Annotated in this window: 17 protein-coding genes; 8 read left to right on the top strand and 9 right to left on the bottom strand. The window is 63.4% G+C overall.

Annotation, left to right across the window (positions count from 1 at the left end; all coding sequences use genetic code 11):
• Positions 1-81 precede the first annotated feature (81 nt).
• From ettA to O7A60_RS03295, 3 genes are all read left to right on the top strand, one after another.
• On the top strand, positions 82-1,731 hold the full coding sequence (gene ettA / locus O7A60_RS03305) for an energy-dependent translational throttle protein EttA (RefSeq protein WP_027141609.1): 1,650 nt from the start codon (positions 82-84) through the stop codon (positions 1,729-1,731).
• A 45-nt stretch (positions 1,732-1,776) separates the two neighbouring features.
• Entirely contained in the window at positions 1,777-2,547 is a 771-nt protein-coding gene (gene tam / locus O7A60_RS03300; protein WP_337105005.1) for a trans-aconitate 2-methyltransferase, read from the top strand.
• 118 nt (positions 2,548-2,665) lie between these two features.
• Positions 2,666-3,787 carry a beta-ketoacyl-ACP synthase III gene (locus O7A60_RS03295; protein ID WP_337105004.1) on the top strand — a complete coding sequence of 374 codons (1,122 nt, stop codon included), beginning with the start codon at positions 2,666-2,668 and terminating at the stop codon, positions 3,785-3,787.
• An 11-nt stretch (positions 3,788-3,798) separates the two neighbouring features.
• On the opposite strand, the gene O7A60_RS03290 is transcribed toward O7A60_RS03295, so the two are convergent.
• The 3 genes from O7A60_RS03290 to O7A60_RS03280 form a co-directional block, all read right to left on the bottom strand.
• Positions 3,799-4,365: a methyltransferase family protein gene (locus tag O7A60_RS03290; protein WP_337105003.1), complete on the bottom strand. Its 567-nt coding sequence runs from the start codon at positions 4,363-4,365 to the stop codon at positions 3,799-3,801.
• Positions 4,366-4,480: 115 nt separating this feature from the next.
• Positions 4,481-4,879, bottom strand: coding sequence for a glyoxalase/bleomycin resistance/extradiol dioxygenase family protein (locus O7A60_RS03285; RefSeq protein WP_337105002.1), 399 nt, complete (start codon positions 4,877-4,879; stop codon positions 4,481-4,483).
• 11 nt (positions 4,880-4,890) lie between these two features.
• The gene (locus tag O7A60_RS03280; RefSeq protein ID WP_337105001.1) at positions 4,891-5,313 is read right to left on the bottom strand and encodes a hypothetical protein; all 423 of its coding nucleotides are present in this window, start codon (positions 5,311-5,313) and stop codon (positions 4,891-4,893) included.
• A gap of 119 nt (positions 5,314-5,432) precedes the next feature.
• On the opposite strand from O7A60_RS03280, the gene O7A60_RS03275 reads away from it, so the two are divergent.
• On the top strand, positions 5,433-6,074 hold the full coding sequence (locus O7A60_RS03275; RefSeq protein WP_337105000.1) for a TetR/AcrR family transcriptional regulator: 642 nt from the start codon (positions 5,433-5,435) through the stop codon (positions 6,072-6,074).
• 4 nt (positions 6,075-6,078) lie between these two features.
• A complete protein-coding gene (locus O7A60_RS03270) occupies positions 6,079-6,696 on the top strand; it encodes an MOSC domain-containing protein (protein ID WP_337104999.1) in 618 nt (205 codons plus the stop codon).
• Between the two features lie 73 nt (positions 6,697-6,769).
• Here O7A60_RS03270 and O7A60_RS03265 read toward each other — a convergent pair whose 3' ends face one another.
• From O7A60_RS03265 to tsaA, 4 genes are all read right to left on the bottom strand, one after another.
• Entirely contained in the window at positions 6,770-7,609 is an 840-nt protein-coding gene (locus O7A60_RS03265; protein WP_337104998.1) for an SDR family oxidoreductase, read from the bottom strand.
• 154 nt (positions 7,610-7,763) lie between these two features.
• On the bottom strand, positions 7,764-8,720 hold the full coding sequence (locus O7A60_RS03260; protein ID WP_337104997.1) for a D-amino acid aminotransferase: 957 nt from the start codon (positions 8,718-8,720) through the stop codon (positions 7,764-7,766).
• A gap of 123 nt (positions 8,721-8,843) precedes the next feature.
• Positions 8,844-9,158 carry a DUF2293 domain-containing protein gene (locus O7A60_RS03255; protein ID WP_337104996.1) on the bottom strand — a complete coding sequence of 105 codons (315 nt, stop codon included), beginning with the start codon at positions 9,156-9,158 and terminating at the stop codon, positions 8,844-8,846.
• The gene (gene tsaA, locus O7A60_RS03250; protein ID WP_337104995.1) at positions 9,155-9,679 is read right to left on the bottom strand and encodes a tRNA (N6-threonylcarbamoyladenosine(37)-N6)-methyltransferase TrmO; all 525 of its coding nucleotides are present in this window, start codon (positions 9,677-9,679) and stop codon (positions 9,155-9,157) included. Before tsaA ends, O7A60_RS03255 begins: the two co-directional genes overlap by 4 nt.
• Before the next feature lie 191 nt (positions 9,680-9,870).
• On the opposite strand from tsaA, the gene O7A60_RS03245 reads away from it, so the two are divergent.
• Complete coding sequence (locus tag O7A60_RS03245) at positions 9,871-10,893, top strand: ArsR/SmtB family transcription factor (protein WP_337104994.1); 1,023 nt, start codon at positions 9,871-9,873, stop codon at positions 10,891-10,893.
• Positions 10,893-11,810, top strand: a complete 918-nt coding sequence (metF, locus tag O7A60_RS03240; protein ID WP_140502389.1) for a methylenetetrahydrofolate reductase [NAD(P)H] — start codon at positions 10,893-10,895, stop codon at positions 11,808-11,810. Before O7A60_RS03245 ends, metF begins: the two co-directional genes overlap by 1 nt.
• A 440-nt stretch (positions 11,811-12,250) precedes the next feature.
• On the opposite strand, the gene O7A60_RS03235 is transcribed toward metF, so the two are convergent.
• A complete protein-coding gene (locus tag O7A60_RS03235; RefSeq protein WP_337104993.1) occupies positions 12,251-13,168 on the bottom strand; it encodes a DMT family transporter in 918 nt (305 codons plus the stop codon).
• 312 nt (positions 13,169-13,480) lie between these two features.
• On the opposite strand from O7A60_RS03235, the gene O7A60_RS03230 reads away from it, so the two are divergent.
• Positions 13,481-14,701: an alanine racemase gene (locus tag O7A60_RS03230; protein ID WP_337104992.1), complete on the top strand. Its 1,221-nt coding sequence runs from the start codon at positions 13,481-13,483 to the stop codon at positions 14,699-14,701.
• On the opposite strand, the gene O7A60_RS03225 is transcribed toward O7A60_RS03230, so the two are convergent.
• A complete protein-coding gene (locus O7A60_RS03225; RefSeq protein ID WP_337104991.1) occupies positions 14,698-15,429 on the bottom strand; it encodes an SDR family oxidoreductase in 732 nt (243 codons plus the stop codon). The two genes, O7A60_RS03230 and O7A60_RS03225, sit on opposite strands and share 4 nt — an antisense overlap.
• Positions 15,430-15,436 lie beyond the last annotated feature (7 nt).

Below are 15,436 nucleotides of genomic sequence, written 5' to 3'. Positions count from 1 at the left end.
ATTGCCGTCCGGCGCCGCATCGCCTACATAGCGGCCAATCTCCATTCAATTCGACAAATCCAGTCATTCAGGGAAGCGCGCGTGGCACGCCAGTTCATCTATCACATGGCCGGCCTCAACAAGGCCTATGGCACCAAGAAGGTGCTCGAGAACGTTCATCTGTCCTTCTACCCCGACGCCAAGATCGGCATCCTCGGCCCGAACGGCGCCGGCAAGTCGACGATCCTCAAGATCATGGCCGGCATCGACAAGGAGTGGAGTGGTGAAGCGTGGCTCGCCGAAGGCGCCACGGTGGGCTACCTGGCGCAGGAACCGGCGCTCGACCCCGACAAGACCGTGTTCGAGAACATCATGGAAGGTGTAGCGGCCAAGACCGCCATCATCGAGCGTTACAACGAATTGATGATGAACTATTCCGACGAGACGGCCGACGAGTCGGCCAAGCTCCAGGACGAGATGGACCGGCTGAACCTTTGGGATCTCGAACAGCAGGTCGAGATGGCGATGGAAGCGCTGGGCTGCCCGCCCAAGGATGCCAATGTCACCAAGCTGTCGGGTGGCGAGCGCCGCCGCGTCGCGCTCTGCCAGCTGCTGCTGCGCCAGCCTGATCTTCTGCTGCTCGACGAACCGACCAACCACCTCGACGCCGAGACGACAGCGTGGCTGGAAAAACATCTGCGCGCCTATCCCGGCGCCGTGATGATCATCACCCACGATCGCTACTTCCTCGACAATGTCACCGGCTGGATCCTGGAACTCGATCGCGGCCGCGGCATCCCGTATGAGGGCAACTACACCAAATATCTCGAAGCCAAGGCCAAGCGCCTCAAGCAGGAGGGCCGCGAGGACGACGCCCGCCAGCGCGCCATCGGCCGCGAGCGCGAGTGGATCCAGTCGAGCCCGAAGGCCCGCCAGACCAAATCCAAGGCGCGTATCCAGGCGTTCCAGGACCTGCTCGATGCCGCCGACAAGCGGCGGCCGACGGATACGCAGATCGTCATTCCGCATGGTGAGCGGCTCGGCAACGTGGTCATCGAGGTCGAGGGCCTGTCGAAAGGCTTCGGCGACACGCTGTTGATCGAAGGCCTCGAATTCAAGCTGCCTCCGGGCGGCATCGTCGGCGTCATCGGCCCGAACGGCGCCGGCAAGACGACGCTGTTCCGCATGATCACCGGCCAGGAAAAGCCGGATGCGGGCTCAGTGCGCGTCGGCGAGACGGTGAAGCTCGGCTATGTCGACCAAAGCCGCGATGCGCTCGATCCGTCGAAGACCGTCTGGGAAGAGATCTCGGGCGGCGCCGAAGTGGTCAAGCTCGGCAAGTTCGAGGCCAACACCCGTGCGTACTGCGCTTCGTTCAACTTCCGTGGCGGCGACCAGCAACAGAAGGTCGGTAATCTCTCCGGTGGTCAGCGCAACCGCGTGCATTTGGCCAAGATGCTGAAGACCGGCGGCAATGTGCTGCTGCTCGACGAACCGACCAACGATCTCGATACGGAAACGCTGGCCGCACTCGAAGACGCGCTGGAAAATTTTGGCGGCTGCGCCGTCATCATCTCGCACGATCGCATGTTCCTCGACCGTCTGGCCACGCACATCCTCGCTTTCGAGGGCGACAGCCATGTCGAATGGTTCGAAGGCAACTTCGAGGACTACGAGCAGGACAAGATCCGCCGGCTCGGGCCCGAAGCCGTCAACCCGCACCGCATGACCTACAAGAGGCTGACGCGGTAAGGGGCACCGGGGCGGCGAACTCTCAAGCTGGCATGAGGAGCTCGAATGGCTGATTGGTCCGCCGCCCAATATCTGAAATTCGAGGACGAGCGCACACGGCCGGCGCGTGATCTCGCAGCCCAAGTGCCGGTGGATTTTCCGCGCCGCGTCGTCGACATCGGCTGCGGGCCGGGCAATTCGACCGAACTTCTGGTCGAGCGCTGGCCGGATGCGCAGGTGAGCGGCTTCGATACGTCTCCCGACATGATCGAAAAGGCGAGGGCACGCCTGCCCAATGTCAGCTTCGACCTCGCCGAGGCGTCGACATGGCAGCCGGCCGAGCCGGTCAACGTGATCTTCGCCAACGCGGTCTTCCAGTGGCTGCCGGAGCATCCGGCGGTGTTCCAGCGTCTGATGGGTTTTCTGGCGCCCGGTGGCGCACTGGCCGTCCAGATGCCTGACAATATGGCCGAGGATTCGCATCGGCTGATGCGGGAAACCGCGGCGCAAGTGCGTTTTGCGGCAAAGATCAGGGATGCGGCCCGCGCACCGCTGCCGCCGGTGTCGTTCTATTACGACCTGCTGTCGCCGCTCTCCGCTCGGCTCGACATCTGGCACACCATCTACAACCATCCGCTGGCCGACGCCGAGGCGATCGTCGAATGGGTGAAGTCGACCGGGCTGAAGCCGTTCCTCGATCCGCTGGACGCGGACGAGCGCAAGCTGTTCCTCGACAACTACACGGCCAAGGTCGCCAAGGCGTATCCGAAGACCGCCGATGGCAAGGTGCTGCTGCGTTTCCCCCGCATTTTCATCGTCGCCAAGCGGGCGGGATAGGCTGGCGTAAACCTTGGTTTAAGCCTGCGTAAACCGGCCGAGTGAGAAAAGTGTTGCGCCGAAGCGTTTCGGCGCCCACATGAAGCCGCAATGCCCGCGGACGGGACGGACTGGAAACATGCATCGCGTCATCATCAGCGGCATCGGCGCTGAAATACCCAAGCCTGTCATCACGAATGAGGACCTGGTCGCCAGCTTCAATGCCTGGGTCGACACCGAGAACGCGCGGCGCCAGGCTGCCGGCGAGACGCTGCTGCAGAAATCCGATGCCGACTTCATCGTCCATGCCTCGGGCGTGCGCGCCCGCCATGTGATCGAGCGGGAAGGCATTCTCGACCCGACCCGCATGGCGCCGCGCATTCCGGCGCGCCCGGACGACGCGCTCTCGCTGCAGGCGGAATTCGGTGTCGCTTCGGCCAGGAAGGCGATCGAGCACGCCGACCTCGAGGCGTCGGACATCGATCTGGTGATCTGCTCATCCTCGCATCAGCAGAGGCCGTATCCGGCCATCGCCATCGAAATGCAGGAGGCGCTGGGCACGAGGGGCGCCGGCTTCGATATGGGACTTGGCTGTTCGTCCGCGGCGGCTGCGCTGCACATGGCGGTCAATCTGGTGCGCTCGGGCGCGCACAAGCGCATCCTGGTGACCACGCCCGAAATCATCACGGGCCATCTCAATTTCCGCGACCGGCAGACGCATTTCATCTTCGGGGACGCTTCGGTGTCGATGGTGGTGGAAGGGCTCGCCCAGGGCGAGAAGCGGCCGGGCCGCTTCGAGGTGCTGGACACGCGCATCTGGACGCAGATGTCGAACAACATCCGCACCAATCTCGGCTACCACACGCGTACCGCCCAGGACGATCCCTACATGATCAACCTGGAGGGCAACCTCATCAAGCAGGTCGGCAACAAGGTGTTCAAGGAAGTCACCGTCGCCGGGCACAAATTCATCGTCGAATTCCTGGCCGAGCATGGGCTGACGCCACAGGCGGTCCGACGCTTCTGGCTGCACCAGGCCAATGCGCGCATGAATGCGATGATCCTGAAACTGGCCTTCGGCCATGATGTCGGCCATGACCGCGCGCCCATGGTGCTGGAGCGGCTCGGCAACACGGCGGGCGCCGGTGCCATTATCGCGCTGTCGGAGAACCATGCCGATATGAAGCCCGGCGATTTCGGTCTGATCTGCGCCTTCGGCGCCGGGTATTCGATAGGCGGCGCGCTTATCAGAATGCTTTGAGTAATGTCGCGTCAGGCCGGCGTGAACGGAACCAGCATCGGCACCCGCCTGGCGTAGTCGTCGTAGGCGGGACCGAGTTCGTCGCGCAGGAAATGCTCCTCCAGCCTCGCCTTAATGACGACGCCGATGATGAGCAGGGCCGTACCGGCAGCGCCCCAGAGCGTGCCCTTCGCCACCATGGTGGCGAGCACCGCCAGCAGCAGCCCGGTGTAGATCGGATGCCGGACCAGGCGATAGGGGCCGGTGTCGACCACGCGATGATCCGCCTTGGCGGTGACCGTGGCGGACCACAACCGCCCGAGATGGATCCGCGCCCACCACGCGAAGCCGATGCCGACCGCGATCAGGGCAACGCAGGCCCAGGCTTCGGCAAGGGTCGGCGTCCACAATCTCAGCCTGCCTTCATAGCCATGCGCTGGAACGAACAGCAGGACGGTGCCTGCCAGCCAGAAGACGCGATAGCGAGCCTCCGCCCCGATGGTGGCGCGCTTCTGCGCCGGATCGGCCCATAGGGCAGCCGCCATCCATGTGACTACCCAGATCAACCAAAGCGCTGCGATCGCCGCTCCGGGACGCATGAGAACCTCCGTCGACGTCCGGGCTTCACCATGAAGCCGATGCAGCGCGGCGACAATGCGGCGCGGCGCCGTTTTTCGGTAAGAAGGTTGTGATCGAGCGGTCTGCGACCGGCGTCTATTCATTGGAGCAACTGAACATCCACTGCACGCCGAAGGCGTCGACCAGCATGCCGACGCTGGTCCCCCAATATTGCCGGGCAAACGGCACGGTGATCCGGCCGCCTGCGGACATGCGGTCGAAAAGCACGCGCATCGCGGCCAGATCGGCGAAATCAAGCATCATGGCGGAGCCCTTCATCGGCTCCGCGTCGTCATTGTCCGAGGCGTGGAACAGCACACCTGGACCTTCGAAGCGTGCATGCAGGACTTTTGCGCGCATGGCTTCGGTGCGCACCGGCATATTGTTGTCGCCCCAGCGCAGCAGGATCGTTGCCCGACCAAGGCCGCATTGTTCGTAGAAGGCCAGCGCGGGCTCGCAGTTGGTGGTGAAGAACAGCGAAGGGGAGAGCCGCATCATCCTGTTCATCACCGCGCGGCGGCGGTGGCGGCCGCGATGAGCGCGTCGCCGGTATATTGCCTGTCACCGATGCCCCAGCCGCCGTCGGGCGCGTTGACGATGTTGATCCAGGTGTTTTCCGGCTTGTGGCTGGGTACGCAGAGTTCGCCGACAATCCGGGCGGCGGCGGCAATGAAGATCTTGCGGGCTTCGATTGAGCCAAGGGCGATATTGGGTAGCTTCAACTCGACCATGACGACCGGCCGGTTGGCGCCACCCGCAAAAATGTGGCGCGGCGGCAGGATATGGACGGTGCCGCCGACGATCGCGGTGAAGAATGAATTGCCGACGGCGCCGGAGGCTTCGATGAGGGCAGCGCTCAGGCGTGGCAGGATTTCGCGCTCTCCAGCGGGAGTGAGTACGCCTTTCGGCGCGGTCACGGTGATCGGCATTGCTTTTCTCCTTGGGTTGCACGGCTCTCGCCGGGAGGTCATCTTCCGGTTTGCCTGGTTGCGTATCGATTGATATGTTATGAGGGAAAGGTGAGTCAACAGGTTTCGTATCGATCGCTATGGAAAACTCGGACAAACCACGTGGCGGCCGGCCGCGCGCATTCGACCCCGACCGGGCGCTCGACGCCGCGATGCATCTTTTCTGGGAGCACGGCTATGAAGCGACATCGCTGGCCATGCTGCGCGAAGCGATGGGGCTGACGCCGCCACAGATCTACAACGCCTTCACCGACAAGGAGACTTTGTTTCGCAAGGCGTTGACGCGCTACCACGAGACCGAAACAAGCTTCGCGCTGGAAGCGCTGGGCGCGCCGGTATCGACGGGGGAGGCGATCCGGCGCTTGCTGCTGGGCGCGGCTGAAGCCTATTCCAGGCCCGGCAAGCCGGGCGGCTGCCTTTTCGTCAGCGGCGCGCTGGCGGCCTCGCCGCAGGCGCAAGCCATTGCGGATGAACTCAAGGCCTATCGCAAGGCGAGCGAGGCGGCGATCGCGGCGCGGCTGGCCAAAGGCAAGGCAGAAGGCGATGTGCCGGAAAACCTCGCCGTGGATGGCTTAGCCAAATATATTGCAGGGGTCATGAACGGCATGTCGATCCAGGCACGGGACGGCGCATCGGTGGAAGAATTGCGCGTTATGGCCCGAACCGCTCTTGCGGCCTTGCCGGGTGAAGGGCAAAACCAGGGCACGTCATCCAAGGAATGAAGTCATGCTGGATCTCTTTCCCGAGGCTGAAAAGCCGGTCGAAATCATTCCGGCAAAGAAGCTTACCGCCCGCGCGGCGGCGCTGTACGTCGCGCCAGCGGACCATTTCCAGACGCGTCCGGTGGACGAATTGCGGCTCGGCTTCGACGGCATTTCAGGCGACTTCCATGCCGGACCGACGCGCCGCTCCGGCGGGCGCGAGCCCTGGTATCCGCGCGGCACCGAGATGCGCAACGAACGGCAGATATCGATCGTGGCGGCGGACGAATTGGGCATCGTCGCTGAACGGATGGAACTCGCCGAAATCAAGCCGGAATGGATCGGCGCCAATCTGGTGATCGAAGACGTGCCGCATCTGTCGATGCTGCCGGCCGGCACGCTACTGTTCTTCAAGGGCGGCGTGACGCTCAAGGTCGACGCCCAGAACGGGCCATGCCGCTTCGCCGGGCGATCGATCGCTGAAAACGCTGGAATGGCCGACATCGAAGCCGGCGCGCTGTTGTTTCCCAAGGCGGCGAAGCGGTTGCGCGGCGTGGTCGCCTGGGTTGAAAGGCCCGGCATCGTCAGGGCCGGCGAAGAGATTTCGGTGCGGGTGCCGGAACAATGGATTTATCAGGCATAGTCGCGCGCTCGCATCGTGGCTGAGGTGAGAGCTACGCCGCCTGTGAGGCGGCGGCGCAGTAAAACACCTGATGTCAGCCTTTGCGGTTCTTGTTGGCGCCTTGCGCCATGACGGAGACGTGGTCCCACTTGTCCCAGGTGGCGAGGCGGTTGGCGTATTCCTGGCGTATCATCGGCAGGCCGCCATCGCCGAAGAATACCCGCAGCGGCGGCTCGTCGGCATCGACGATGGCCAGCATGGCCGGACCGGTCGCCTCGGGATCGCCGGCGACCGAGTTGGCGCGGCGCTCGGCCATCCTGGCACGGGCAGGCGCATAGGCCTCGATCGGCTGGGAAACCTTGGCCGATGCTCCCGACCAGTCGGTGGCGAAGCCGCCCGGCTCGACCAGCGTGACATGAATGCCGAATTCCGCGACCTCGATGCTGAGCGACTGGCTGAAGGCTTCCAGCGCCCATTTCGAGGCATGATAGAGGCCGAGCGAGGCAAAGGCGTTGACGCCGCCGATCGACGAAATCTGGATGATATGGCCGGACCGCTGCGCCCGCATGATCGGCAGTGCCGCTTGGGTGACCCACAGCGCGCCGAACACATTGGTCTCGATCTGGTCGCGGGCTTCCTGCTCGCTGACTTCCTCGATGGCGCCGAAATGGCCGTAGCCGGCATTGTTGATGACGACGTCGAGCCGGCCAAAGCGCTCGTGCGCCTCGGCGATTGCTGCATCGACGGCTTTCTTGTCGGTGACATCGAGCTTTAGCGCGGCGACGTTGTCGCCGTATTTCTCGACCAGATCGGCAAGCGTGCCGGTGTCACGGGCGCTCGCGGCGACGCGGTCGCCGCGCGCCAACGCGGCCTCGGCCCAGACGCGGCCAAAGCCTTTGGACGATCCGGTGATGAACCAAACCTTGTTTGTCATGATGTGGAATCCTTGCCCCTGCGAGCGCAATTTCTGGATGAAAGCGGAGGCTTCTCCGCTTTCGGGCATATACGGCCTATGCCGTAATCTTCCAGAGGCGGGCGGAAATCTTTTTGAACTTGGGGCTTTCCAGTAGAACAAGAAATCGTGTGAATCAGGGGTAGTTCACCAAACTCGACCAGGCCGGGTCGTCGTGCTTTTGCCAATAGAGCGCCATCAGCCGGCTGGTGATCGGCCCGACCTTGCCGTGGGCGATGTCGGCATCGTCAATCTCCGTCACCGGCATGATTCCGCCGGCGGTCGAGGTGATGAAGACTTCGTCGGCGTCGCGCAGCGTGACCACGCTAACATTCATGGCCGTCGCCGAGAGTCCGATCTCTGCGCAAAGATCGAAGACGGTGCGGCGGGTGATGCCCGGCAGCACGCCGATGGCCGGTGTCGACAGTCTGCCGTCCTTGGCGCAGAAGACGTTGAAGCCCGGGCCCTCAGCGACATTGCCGTTGAAGTCGAGAATGAGGGCCGTCTCGGCGCCGCGATCATAAGCATCGTAGAGGCCGCGCACGAGGTCGAGCCAGTGGTAGTTCTTGATCGCGGGATCGATCGAGGCCGGCGGAAGGCGCACCTTGTCACTTACGGCGACACGCAGCCCGCGCTGCAACTGCTCGGCATTGGCGACCGAGCCGAACGGCACGGCGAACGCCATGAAGCGGTTGATCGCCTGGCGCGGGTCGCGGCTGAAGGTCGGCGAGGCGCCGCGCGTGCACAGCATCTCGACATAGGCAGCGCGATGGCCTGACAGCGCAACGCAATTGTGCAGGATCTCGGCCACGCCATCGCGATCGAACGGGATCGTCATGCGCAGCTTTTGCAAGCCGCCGAAGAAACGGTCGAGATGCAGATCGAGGCGGAAGAAGCGGCCGTTCCAGACATGCACTGTATCGTGGGTGGCGTCAGAGTGCAGAAAGCCCCAATCCAGCACCGAGACCTTGGCTTGTGACATCGGCACGTACTGGCCGTCGAGGAAGGCAATGCCGTCGGGATAGGCGTGCGGGTCGACATGACGGTCGCCCACCACAGGCAGCGGCGGTGTATCCTGTGCGATTTGGCTCATCGGCAGCTCCTTGCCATTACGTCACAAGCTATCGGCGGCGGGCCGAGTGCATAGCGCCAGTAGTCGGACTTCAGTCATCCTCGAGGATCCCGCCAGCATTTGCCATTCCGCCCGGCAATAGCGTCATTCCTCCTCGTCATCGGCGTGGAGCAGGCGGGTGGCGCGCCAGCGCGTGAGCACGATGTTGGTTTGCTCGATGACGAAAAAACGCGCCGAGTCGCGATCATAGCCCTCGGCCAGCAGCTTTTCGTAGTCGGTGTGCATGTGACGGATATGGGCAATCGTCGCCAGCCAGACCGCGATCGTCGGCGGCAAGGTCTTCATATGCATCGAGCCGGCGTCGGTGCGGATCTTCTCCATGTCGGCATAAGGCGCCAGCGGCAAAAGTGCCGTCAGCGCCTTGGCGATGGCGCGGCGGCGGCCGGTCGGCGCGCTCATCGCTCCTCGCGCCCCTCAACGGTCGCCTCCGATATAGCGTCGGTCGAGGCGAAATAGGGCTTGATGTCGACGACCGGCGTGCCGTCGAGCACGTCGATGGCGTCGAGATCGATGCGCCCGGTGGCAATGTCCAGACCGACGAGTTTGGCTACATGCAGGCCGATCGGGTTCGGCCGGGCCGGGGAGCGCAACCCGAATACGCCTTTTGCTTCAGCCGCATGGCGGGGTTTTTGAACGATCAGATTCCGCGGCGCGTGATGCAGCCAGGACAGAATGACGACGTGGCTGGCGCGGTCCAGCCCACGCAGCCCTTCGCGATAGGGCGCTTCGATGGTGAGCGCCGCCGGTTGTCCCGTTTCGCGCGCGGCGCGCATGTTTTTCGGGCAGCTTTCCCGGGTAGTCCATGGCGAGGCGATACGGCCGATGAAGACGATGCCGCTATCGGGCGGCATCGTTGCCGGATCCTGGTCCAGCCTCTGCTCGCCTTCACGTGCCTCGAACATGTCACGCTGCCCGGTCATTGCCTGTCTCTGTGCCGGGCCTGACTCTGTGCTGGTGCATGCCATTGTCTCAAACCGCTTGACGTTTCGGGTGACCTGGATCGGGAAATCACGCATGCGGCATTTTCTGGTCCGGAAGCGACATAGCGCTTGCAAGGTCGCCAAAATCGACATAAACATATGTTTATATCTTTTTCAAAGAGAATACGCTGATGCATGTCTCGCTCGACACCATGGTGGATACGCTTAAGGCGGCGGCCGAATCCAGCCGCCTGCGCATATTGGCACTGTTGTCGCGCGGCGACCTCACCGTTTCCGACCTTACCGAAATTCTCGGCCAGTCGCAGCCGCGTGTCTCGCGGCACCTGAAACTGCTGCTCGAGGCCGGGCTGATCGGCCGCTACCAGGAAGGGTCGTGGGCATTCTTCCGCCTGTCGGACGCAGATTCGGCGCGAGACTTCGTGATAGGGCTGGTTTCCAGCATTCGCGGCGCCGACCCGCAGGTCGAGCGCGATCTGGAGCGGCTGACCTCGGTCAAGCGCAAGCGTCAGGACCGCGCCACCGCGTATTTTTCGCAGAACGCCGCAAGCTGGGATCATATCCGCTCGCTGCATGTGCCCGACCGCGCCGTCGAGGCCGCGATGCTGAAGCTGGTCGGCAAGCGGCCGTTCCAGTCCATGCTCGACCTTGGCACCGGCACCGGGCGGCTGCTCGAAATCTTCTCGCCGCTCTACCGGCGCGGCATCGGCATCGACATGTCGCGCGAGATGCTGACGGTGGCGCGCGCCAATCTCGACAAGGCCGGCGTTTCGAATGCGCAGGTGCGGCAGGGCGATATTTTTTCGCCGCCTGTCGAGCGCGATGCCTTCGATCTCGTCACTATCCACCAGGTGCTGCACTATCTCGACGATCCGGCCCGCGCCATCCATGAGGCGGCGCGGCTTTTGCGCCCGGCCGGCCGTCTGGTCATCGTCGATTTCGCGCCGCACGCGCTGGAGTTCTTGCGTGACGAGCACGCGCATATGCGTCTCGGCTTTTCCGACCGGCAGATCGGGGACTGGTTCTCCGAAGCCGGCCTCGATCTTGAGGATGCCCAGGAATTCGAACCGCGCGGCGGTAACGAGGCCAGGCTCACCGTCAAGCTTTGGCTTGGCCGCGACCGGCGCCTGCTGATCGCCGATCCCGCCAACGCCAGCCAGCAGACCAGAGTGAGCTCGATAGGGGAAATCGCCTGATGAACCAGTTTCGTTTTTCCCGCCGTCCCGATATCGGCGACAAGGTCAGGGTTTCGTTCGAGTTCTTCCCGCCGAAGAACGACGAGATGGAAGCGAGGCTATGGGACACGGTCACAAGGCTGGAGCCGCTGAAGCCGAAATTCGTCTCGGTCACCTATGGCGCCGGCGGCTCGACACGCGAGCGCACGGCGCGCACCATCGGCCGCATCCTGAAGGAGACCAGCCTGACGCCGGCCGCGCACATGACCTGCGTCGATGCTGCCCGCCATCAGGTCGATGCGGTGATCCAGGAATTCACCGACATGGGCGTCAAACGCTTCGTCGCCTTGCGCGGCGATCCGGCCGCGGGCGTCGGAACCGCCTACAGGCCGCATCCGGATGGCTACGCCAATGGTGCCGAGCTGGTCGGGGCGCTGAAGGACGCCGGCGATTTCGACATCTCGGTTTCGGCCTATCCGGAAAAGCATCCGGAAAGCCCTGACTTCGCCACCGACATCGACATGCTGAAGCGCAAGGTCGACAATGGCGCGACACGGGCGATCACCCAGTTCTTTTTCGACAACGATCTCTACGAGCGTTACGTCGAGCGCGCGCGCCGCGCCGGCATCTACATCCCGATCGTTCCCGGCATCCTGCCAGTGCACAATTTTACCCAGGTCGCCAATTTCTCGGCGCGCTGCGGTGCGCTGGTGCCGGCATGGCTGGCCGAGCGCTTCGACGGTCTGCAGAACGATCCGCAGACGCATGCGCTGGTGGCTTCCGCCGTGGCGGCCGAACAGGTGCTGGACCTCGTCGAGCGCGGCGTTGGCGATTTTCACTTCTATACGATGAACCGGGCCGATCTGGTGTTCGCCGTCTGCCACATGATCGGCATCCGCTCGCACGAGGCGGAGGTGGCGGGTTCCGCTGCTGCGTAAGGCTCGGCTGGAAAAGCAAAAGGCCGGGTAAAAAACCCCGGCCTTTCGAATTGGTTAGACTATCTGGTGCTGGTCTTCCCCGTCTTGGCGGGTTCAGGGAAGGACGCCCATAATGAGGGCGCCGATGAAAGCAAACGCAGCACAAATCATCAATGCGTTGATTGGCCTCGTAAGTCCCATGACATAGCCTCCTCTTAAAGAGCTATGCCCTGGAGTCTAGGTTCATTTGTGCCACAGGCAAGCGGAAAATGTGCTGCATTGCGACGTGATTGTGAAATTCGCGACCTCGGTTTTGCCGTTAGCCGTTGAAACTCTTCGGCAAAAACCCGCTTCGGGCCTGTGAATAAATTATGGCGGTGGCGTGTCGATGCTGTGTCATGGCAGCGCTACCGCCGCGAAAGCCGCATTCGACTTTCGCGTCGACCATCCCTTGCCCGGCCCTAACGGCGACCGAACACTCGTCCGTCGATTGTGAGAAGACCGAGTCCGATAAGCACCACGCCACCGATCTCGAACGCTTCCAGCCGTTCGCCAAGGAACAGAAAACCGAGCAGCATGGCGCTGGCCGGCACGATCAGCGTGACCAGCGAGGCGTTGGTGGCCCCGGCCGAGGCGACGAGATTGAAGTAGAGGATGTAGGCGAAGGCCGTCGACAGAAGCGCCAGCGCCAGCACCGCCGTCCACACCGGCGGCGAGGCCGAGAACAAGCCGGCCGGGCCGTGGGCGAAGAGCACGATCGGGATCATGGTGATGGTCGAAGCCGTCAATTGTCCGGTGGCGACGACCGGCGAGGGCACGCCCTTGAAGCGGCGGGCGACCATCAGCGCAACGCCATAGGAGAGCGAGGCGCCGATCAGCGCGAATTTGGCCCAGACCGGGCCGCCCAGCCCCGCGAGCAGGCCGGGACCGATCATCACAGCCGTGCCGGCGACACCGAGGGCGATGCCGGCGAGCTTGTTCCAGGACAGCTTTTCATCTGATGTCAGAGCGTTGGCGAGGATCAGCGTCCAGAACGGCGTCGTGGCATTGAGCACGGAGGCGACGCCGGCACCCAATTGGGTCTGGCCGGCGAAGATCAGCGAGAAGGGGACGACGTTGTTGGTGAAGGCCAGCAGGAAGAACAGGCCGGCATGCGGCAGGGCGAGACGGAAGGAGGGGCCGCGCAAGCCGAGATAGAGCTGCAGCGCCAATGCGGCGATGGCGACGCGAAACAGAACCAGCACCAATGGGTGAAGCTCCGCCACCGCGATGCGGGCGAAGAAGAACGAGCCGCCCCAGATCGCGCCGAGCAACAGCAACTGCCCCCAGTCCCTGAGCGTCATCGGTCCGCGTGCTGCAGATGCCGCTGCCATAGCCATGTGATTTATCCTCCCCGGACGGCTCGAATGCCGGCCAACCAGGCAGAAGCCATATCGGGTCCGGCGGCAAGGGCCACCCGAAACTTGACCGACAGCCAAGCTTCCCGGCAAAAGGCTAGTGCCGCACCGTCAGCAGCGCGAGACACAGAATTGTTTTCATTGCAGCGCCGCGCGTCTCCAGAGACGCGCAAAGGACGCTGCGAGATTCATTCCTGGCGCATGATCCTTTCCGAAAGTCGAAATTGACTTTCGGGGTCATGCGCTAGCCGCTAGCTTGGATTGATTGTGCGAGCTGAAGTCGGTGATTCGTCCATGCAGCGATTCGAGAATGCAAGCGAGGCGGCACTGGCGCTTCGCCCGGACGACCCGGTCTACTGTTTCCGCCCGCAGGTGCTCAAGGCCGACGCCTTGCAGTTCATGGGCATGTTCCCCGGCAAGACCGCCTATGCGGTCAAGACCAATGGCGAGCAGATCGTGCTGAGGACGCTGGTCGAGGCCGGCGTCACCGCCTTCGACGTCGCTTCACCAGGCGAGTTCGCCGCTGTGCGCGCCGTCTCGCCCGATGCCGAGATGCTCTACATGCACCCGGTCAAGGCGCAGTCGGACATCAAGCTGGCGCTGGAAAAATACGGCATCCGCGTCATTTCGCTCGACCATGAGGACGAGATCACCAAGCTGACCCGGGTGGTGCGGGCGCTCGATATCGACCCGGGCGCGGTCAGCGTCTTCGTGCGTGTGCAGACCAAGGGGCATGCCGCCTACGAACTGTCGAAGAAATTCGGCGCCGGGCCGGCCTATGCGGTCGAACTCGCCGAGCGGCTGAACCGCACCGGCTATAAGGTCGGCCTCTGTTTCCATGTCGGCAGCCAGATCGAGGATCCCGACACCTATGAGCGGGCACTGGCCTCGGCCGACTGGGTGCGTAACCGGCTGACCTTCGACATCGCCGGGCTCGATGTCGGCGGCGGCTTTCCGGCCGAATACGGACATGATCCCAACCGCAAGCAAATCGAGATGCCGTCGCTCGGCCAGATCATGTCGCGGCTTTCCGGCGACCTGAAGGAATATCAGTTCGACCAGATTCCGCTGGTGGCGGAGCCGGGCAGGGTCATCGTGGCGCGCTGCTTGTCGCTGATCGTGCGCGTGCTCCTGCGCAAGGGCAAGCGGCTCTACATCAATGACGGCATCTGGGCGTCGCTGTCGGATTCATGGACCGGCAAGATCACGCTGCCGGCACGCTTCATCCCCGATCCGGCGATCCGCGCGCGCAATGGCGACGAGAACAAAATCGTGCCGTTCAAGGTGTGCGGCGCGACCTGCGATTCCGTTGACATCCTGTCGCGGCCGTTCTGGCTGCCGGAGACCGTCGACACCGGCGACTGGATCGAGATCGGCCATATCGGCGCCTACTCGCTGTCGCTCAGGACCCGCTTCAACGGCTTTTATCCCGACACGTTCGTCGAGGTGACGACGCCCTTCGACGAGGGCGACGCGCCGCAAGGGTTTGCGAGCTTGGAGACGATGGCGGATTAAGCCACGCCACCGCCGGCCTGGATGTTCTCGCCAGTCAGCCAGCGGGCCTCGTCGCTGGCCAGGAAAACGGCAACGTCGGCGACATCGCGCGGCGCACCAATCCTACCGAAGGGCGACATGCCGGCCGCCACGGCGCGATCGCGCTCCGGCAGAAGGTCCGTGTCGGTGAAGCCTGGCGATAAACTATTGACGGTGACGCCGCGTGGACCAACCTCGCGCGACAGCACGCGCACGAATTGTTCCACCGCGCCCTTGCTGCCGAGATAGAGCGCAGTGTGGGTGAAGAACATTTTTGTCCCGCCCGTGGAGACCGCGATGATGCGACCGCCGTCCCGCACACGGCGAGCGGCCTCCTGAAGCGTGAAGAACGTGCCTTTGGCGTTGGTATCGAAAACAAGGTCGAAATCCGCTTCACTGGCCTCGACCAGCGGTTTGATCACGGCGACGCCGACATTGGCGACGACGATGTGGAGACCGCCCAATTGGCTTTCTGCTTCGTCGAACAACCGGCGGACGTCGGAGACATTTGAAATGTCGGCCTGGATGGCGATCGCCTTGCCACCCTTGCTCGTGATGGCCGCCACAACATCGTCAGCGGCCTTGGCATTGCCGACATAGTTGACGGCGACGGTGGCGCCGTTGGCGGCGAGCCCTTCGGCAATGGCGCGGCCGATGCCGCGCGAACTGCCGGTGACGATCGCGGTTTTGCCCTGAAGCGAATGAGACATGATCAAT

The organism is Mesorhizobium salmacidum (SeqCode) (assembly GCF_037179605.1).
Lineage (GTDB): Bacteria > Pseudomonadota > Alphaproteobacteria > Rhizobiales > Rhizobiaceae > Mesorhizobium > Mesorhizobium salmacidum.
Note: the sequence above shows the minus strand (reverse complement) of the source record. Positions and strands in the feature narration are given on the sequence as shown.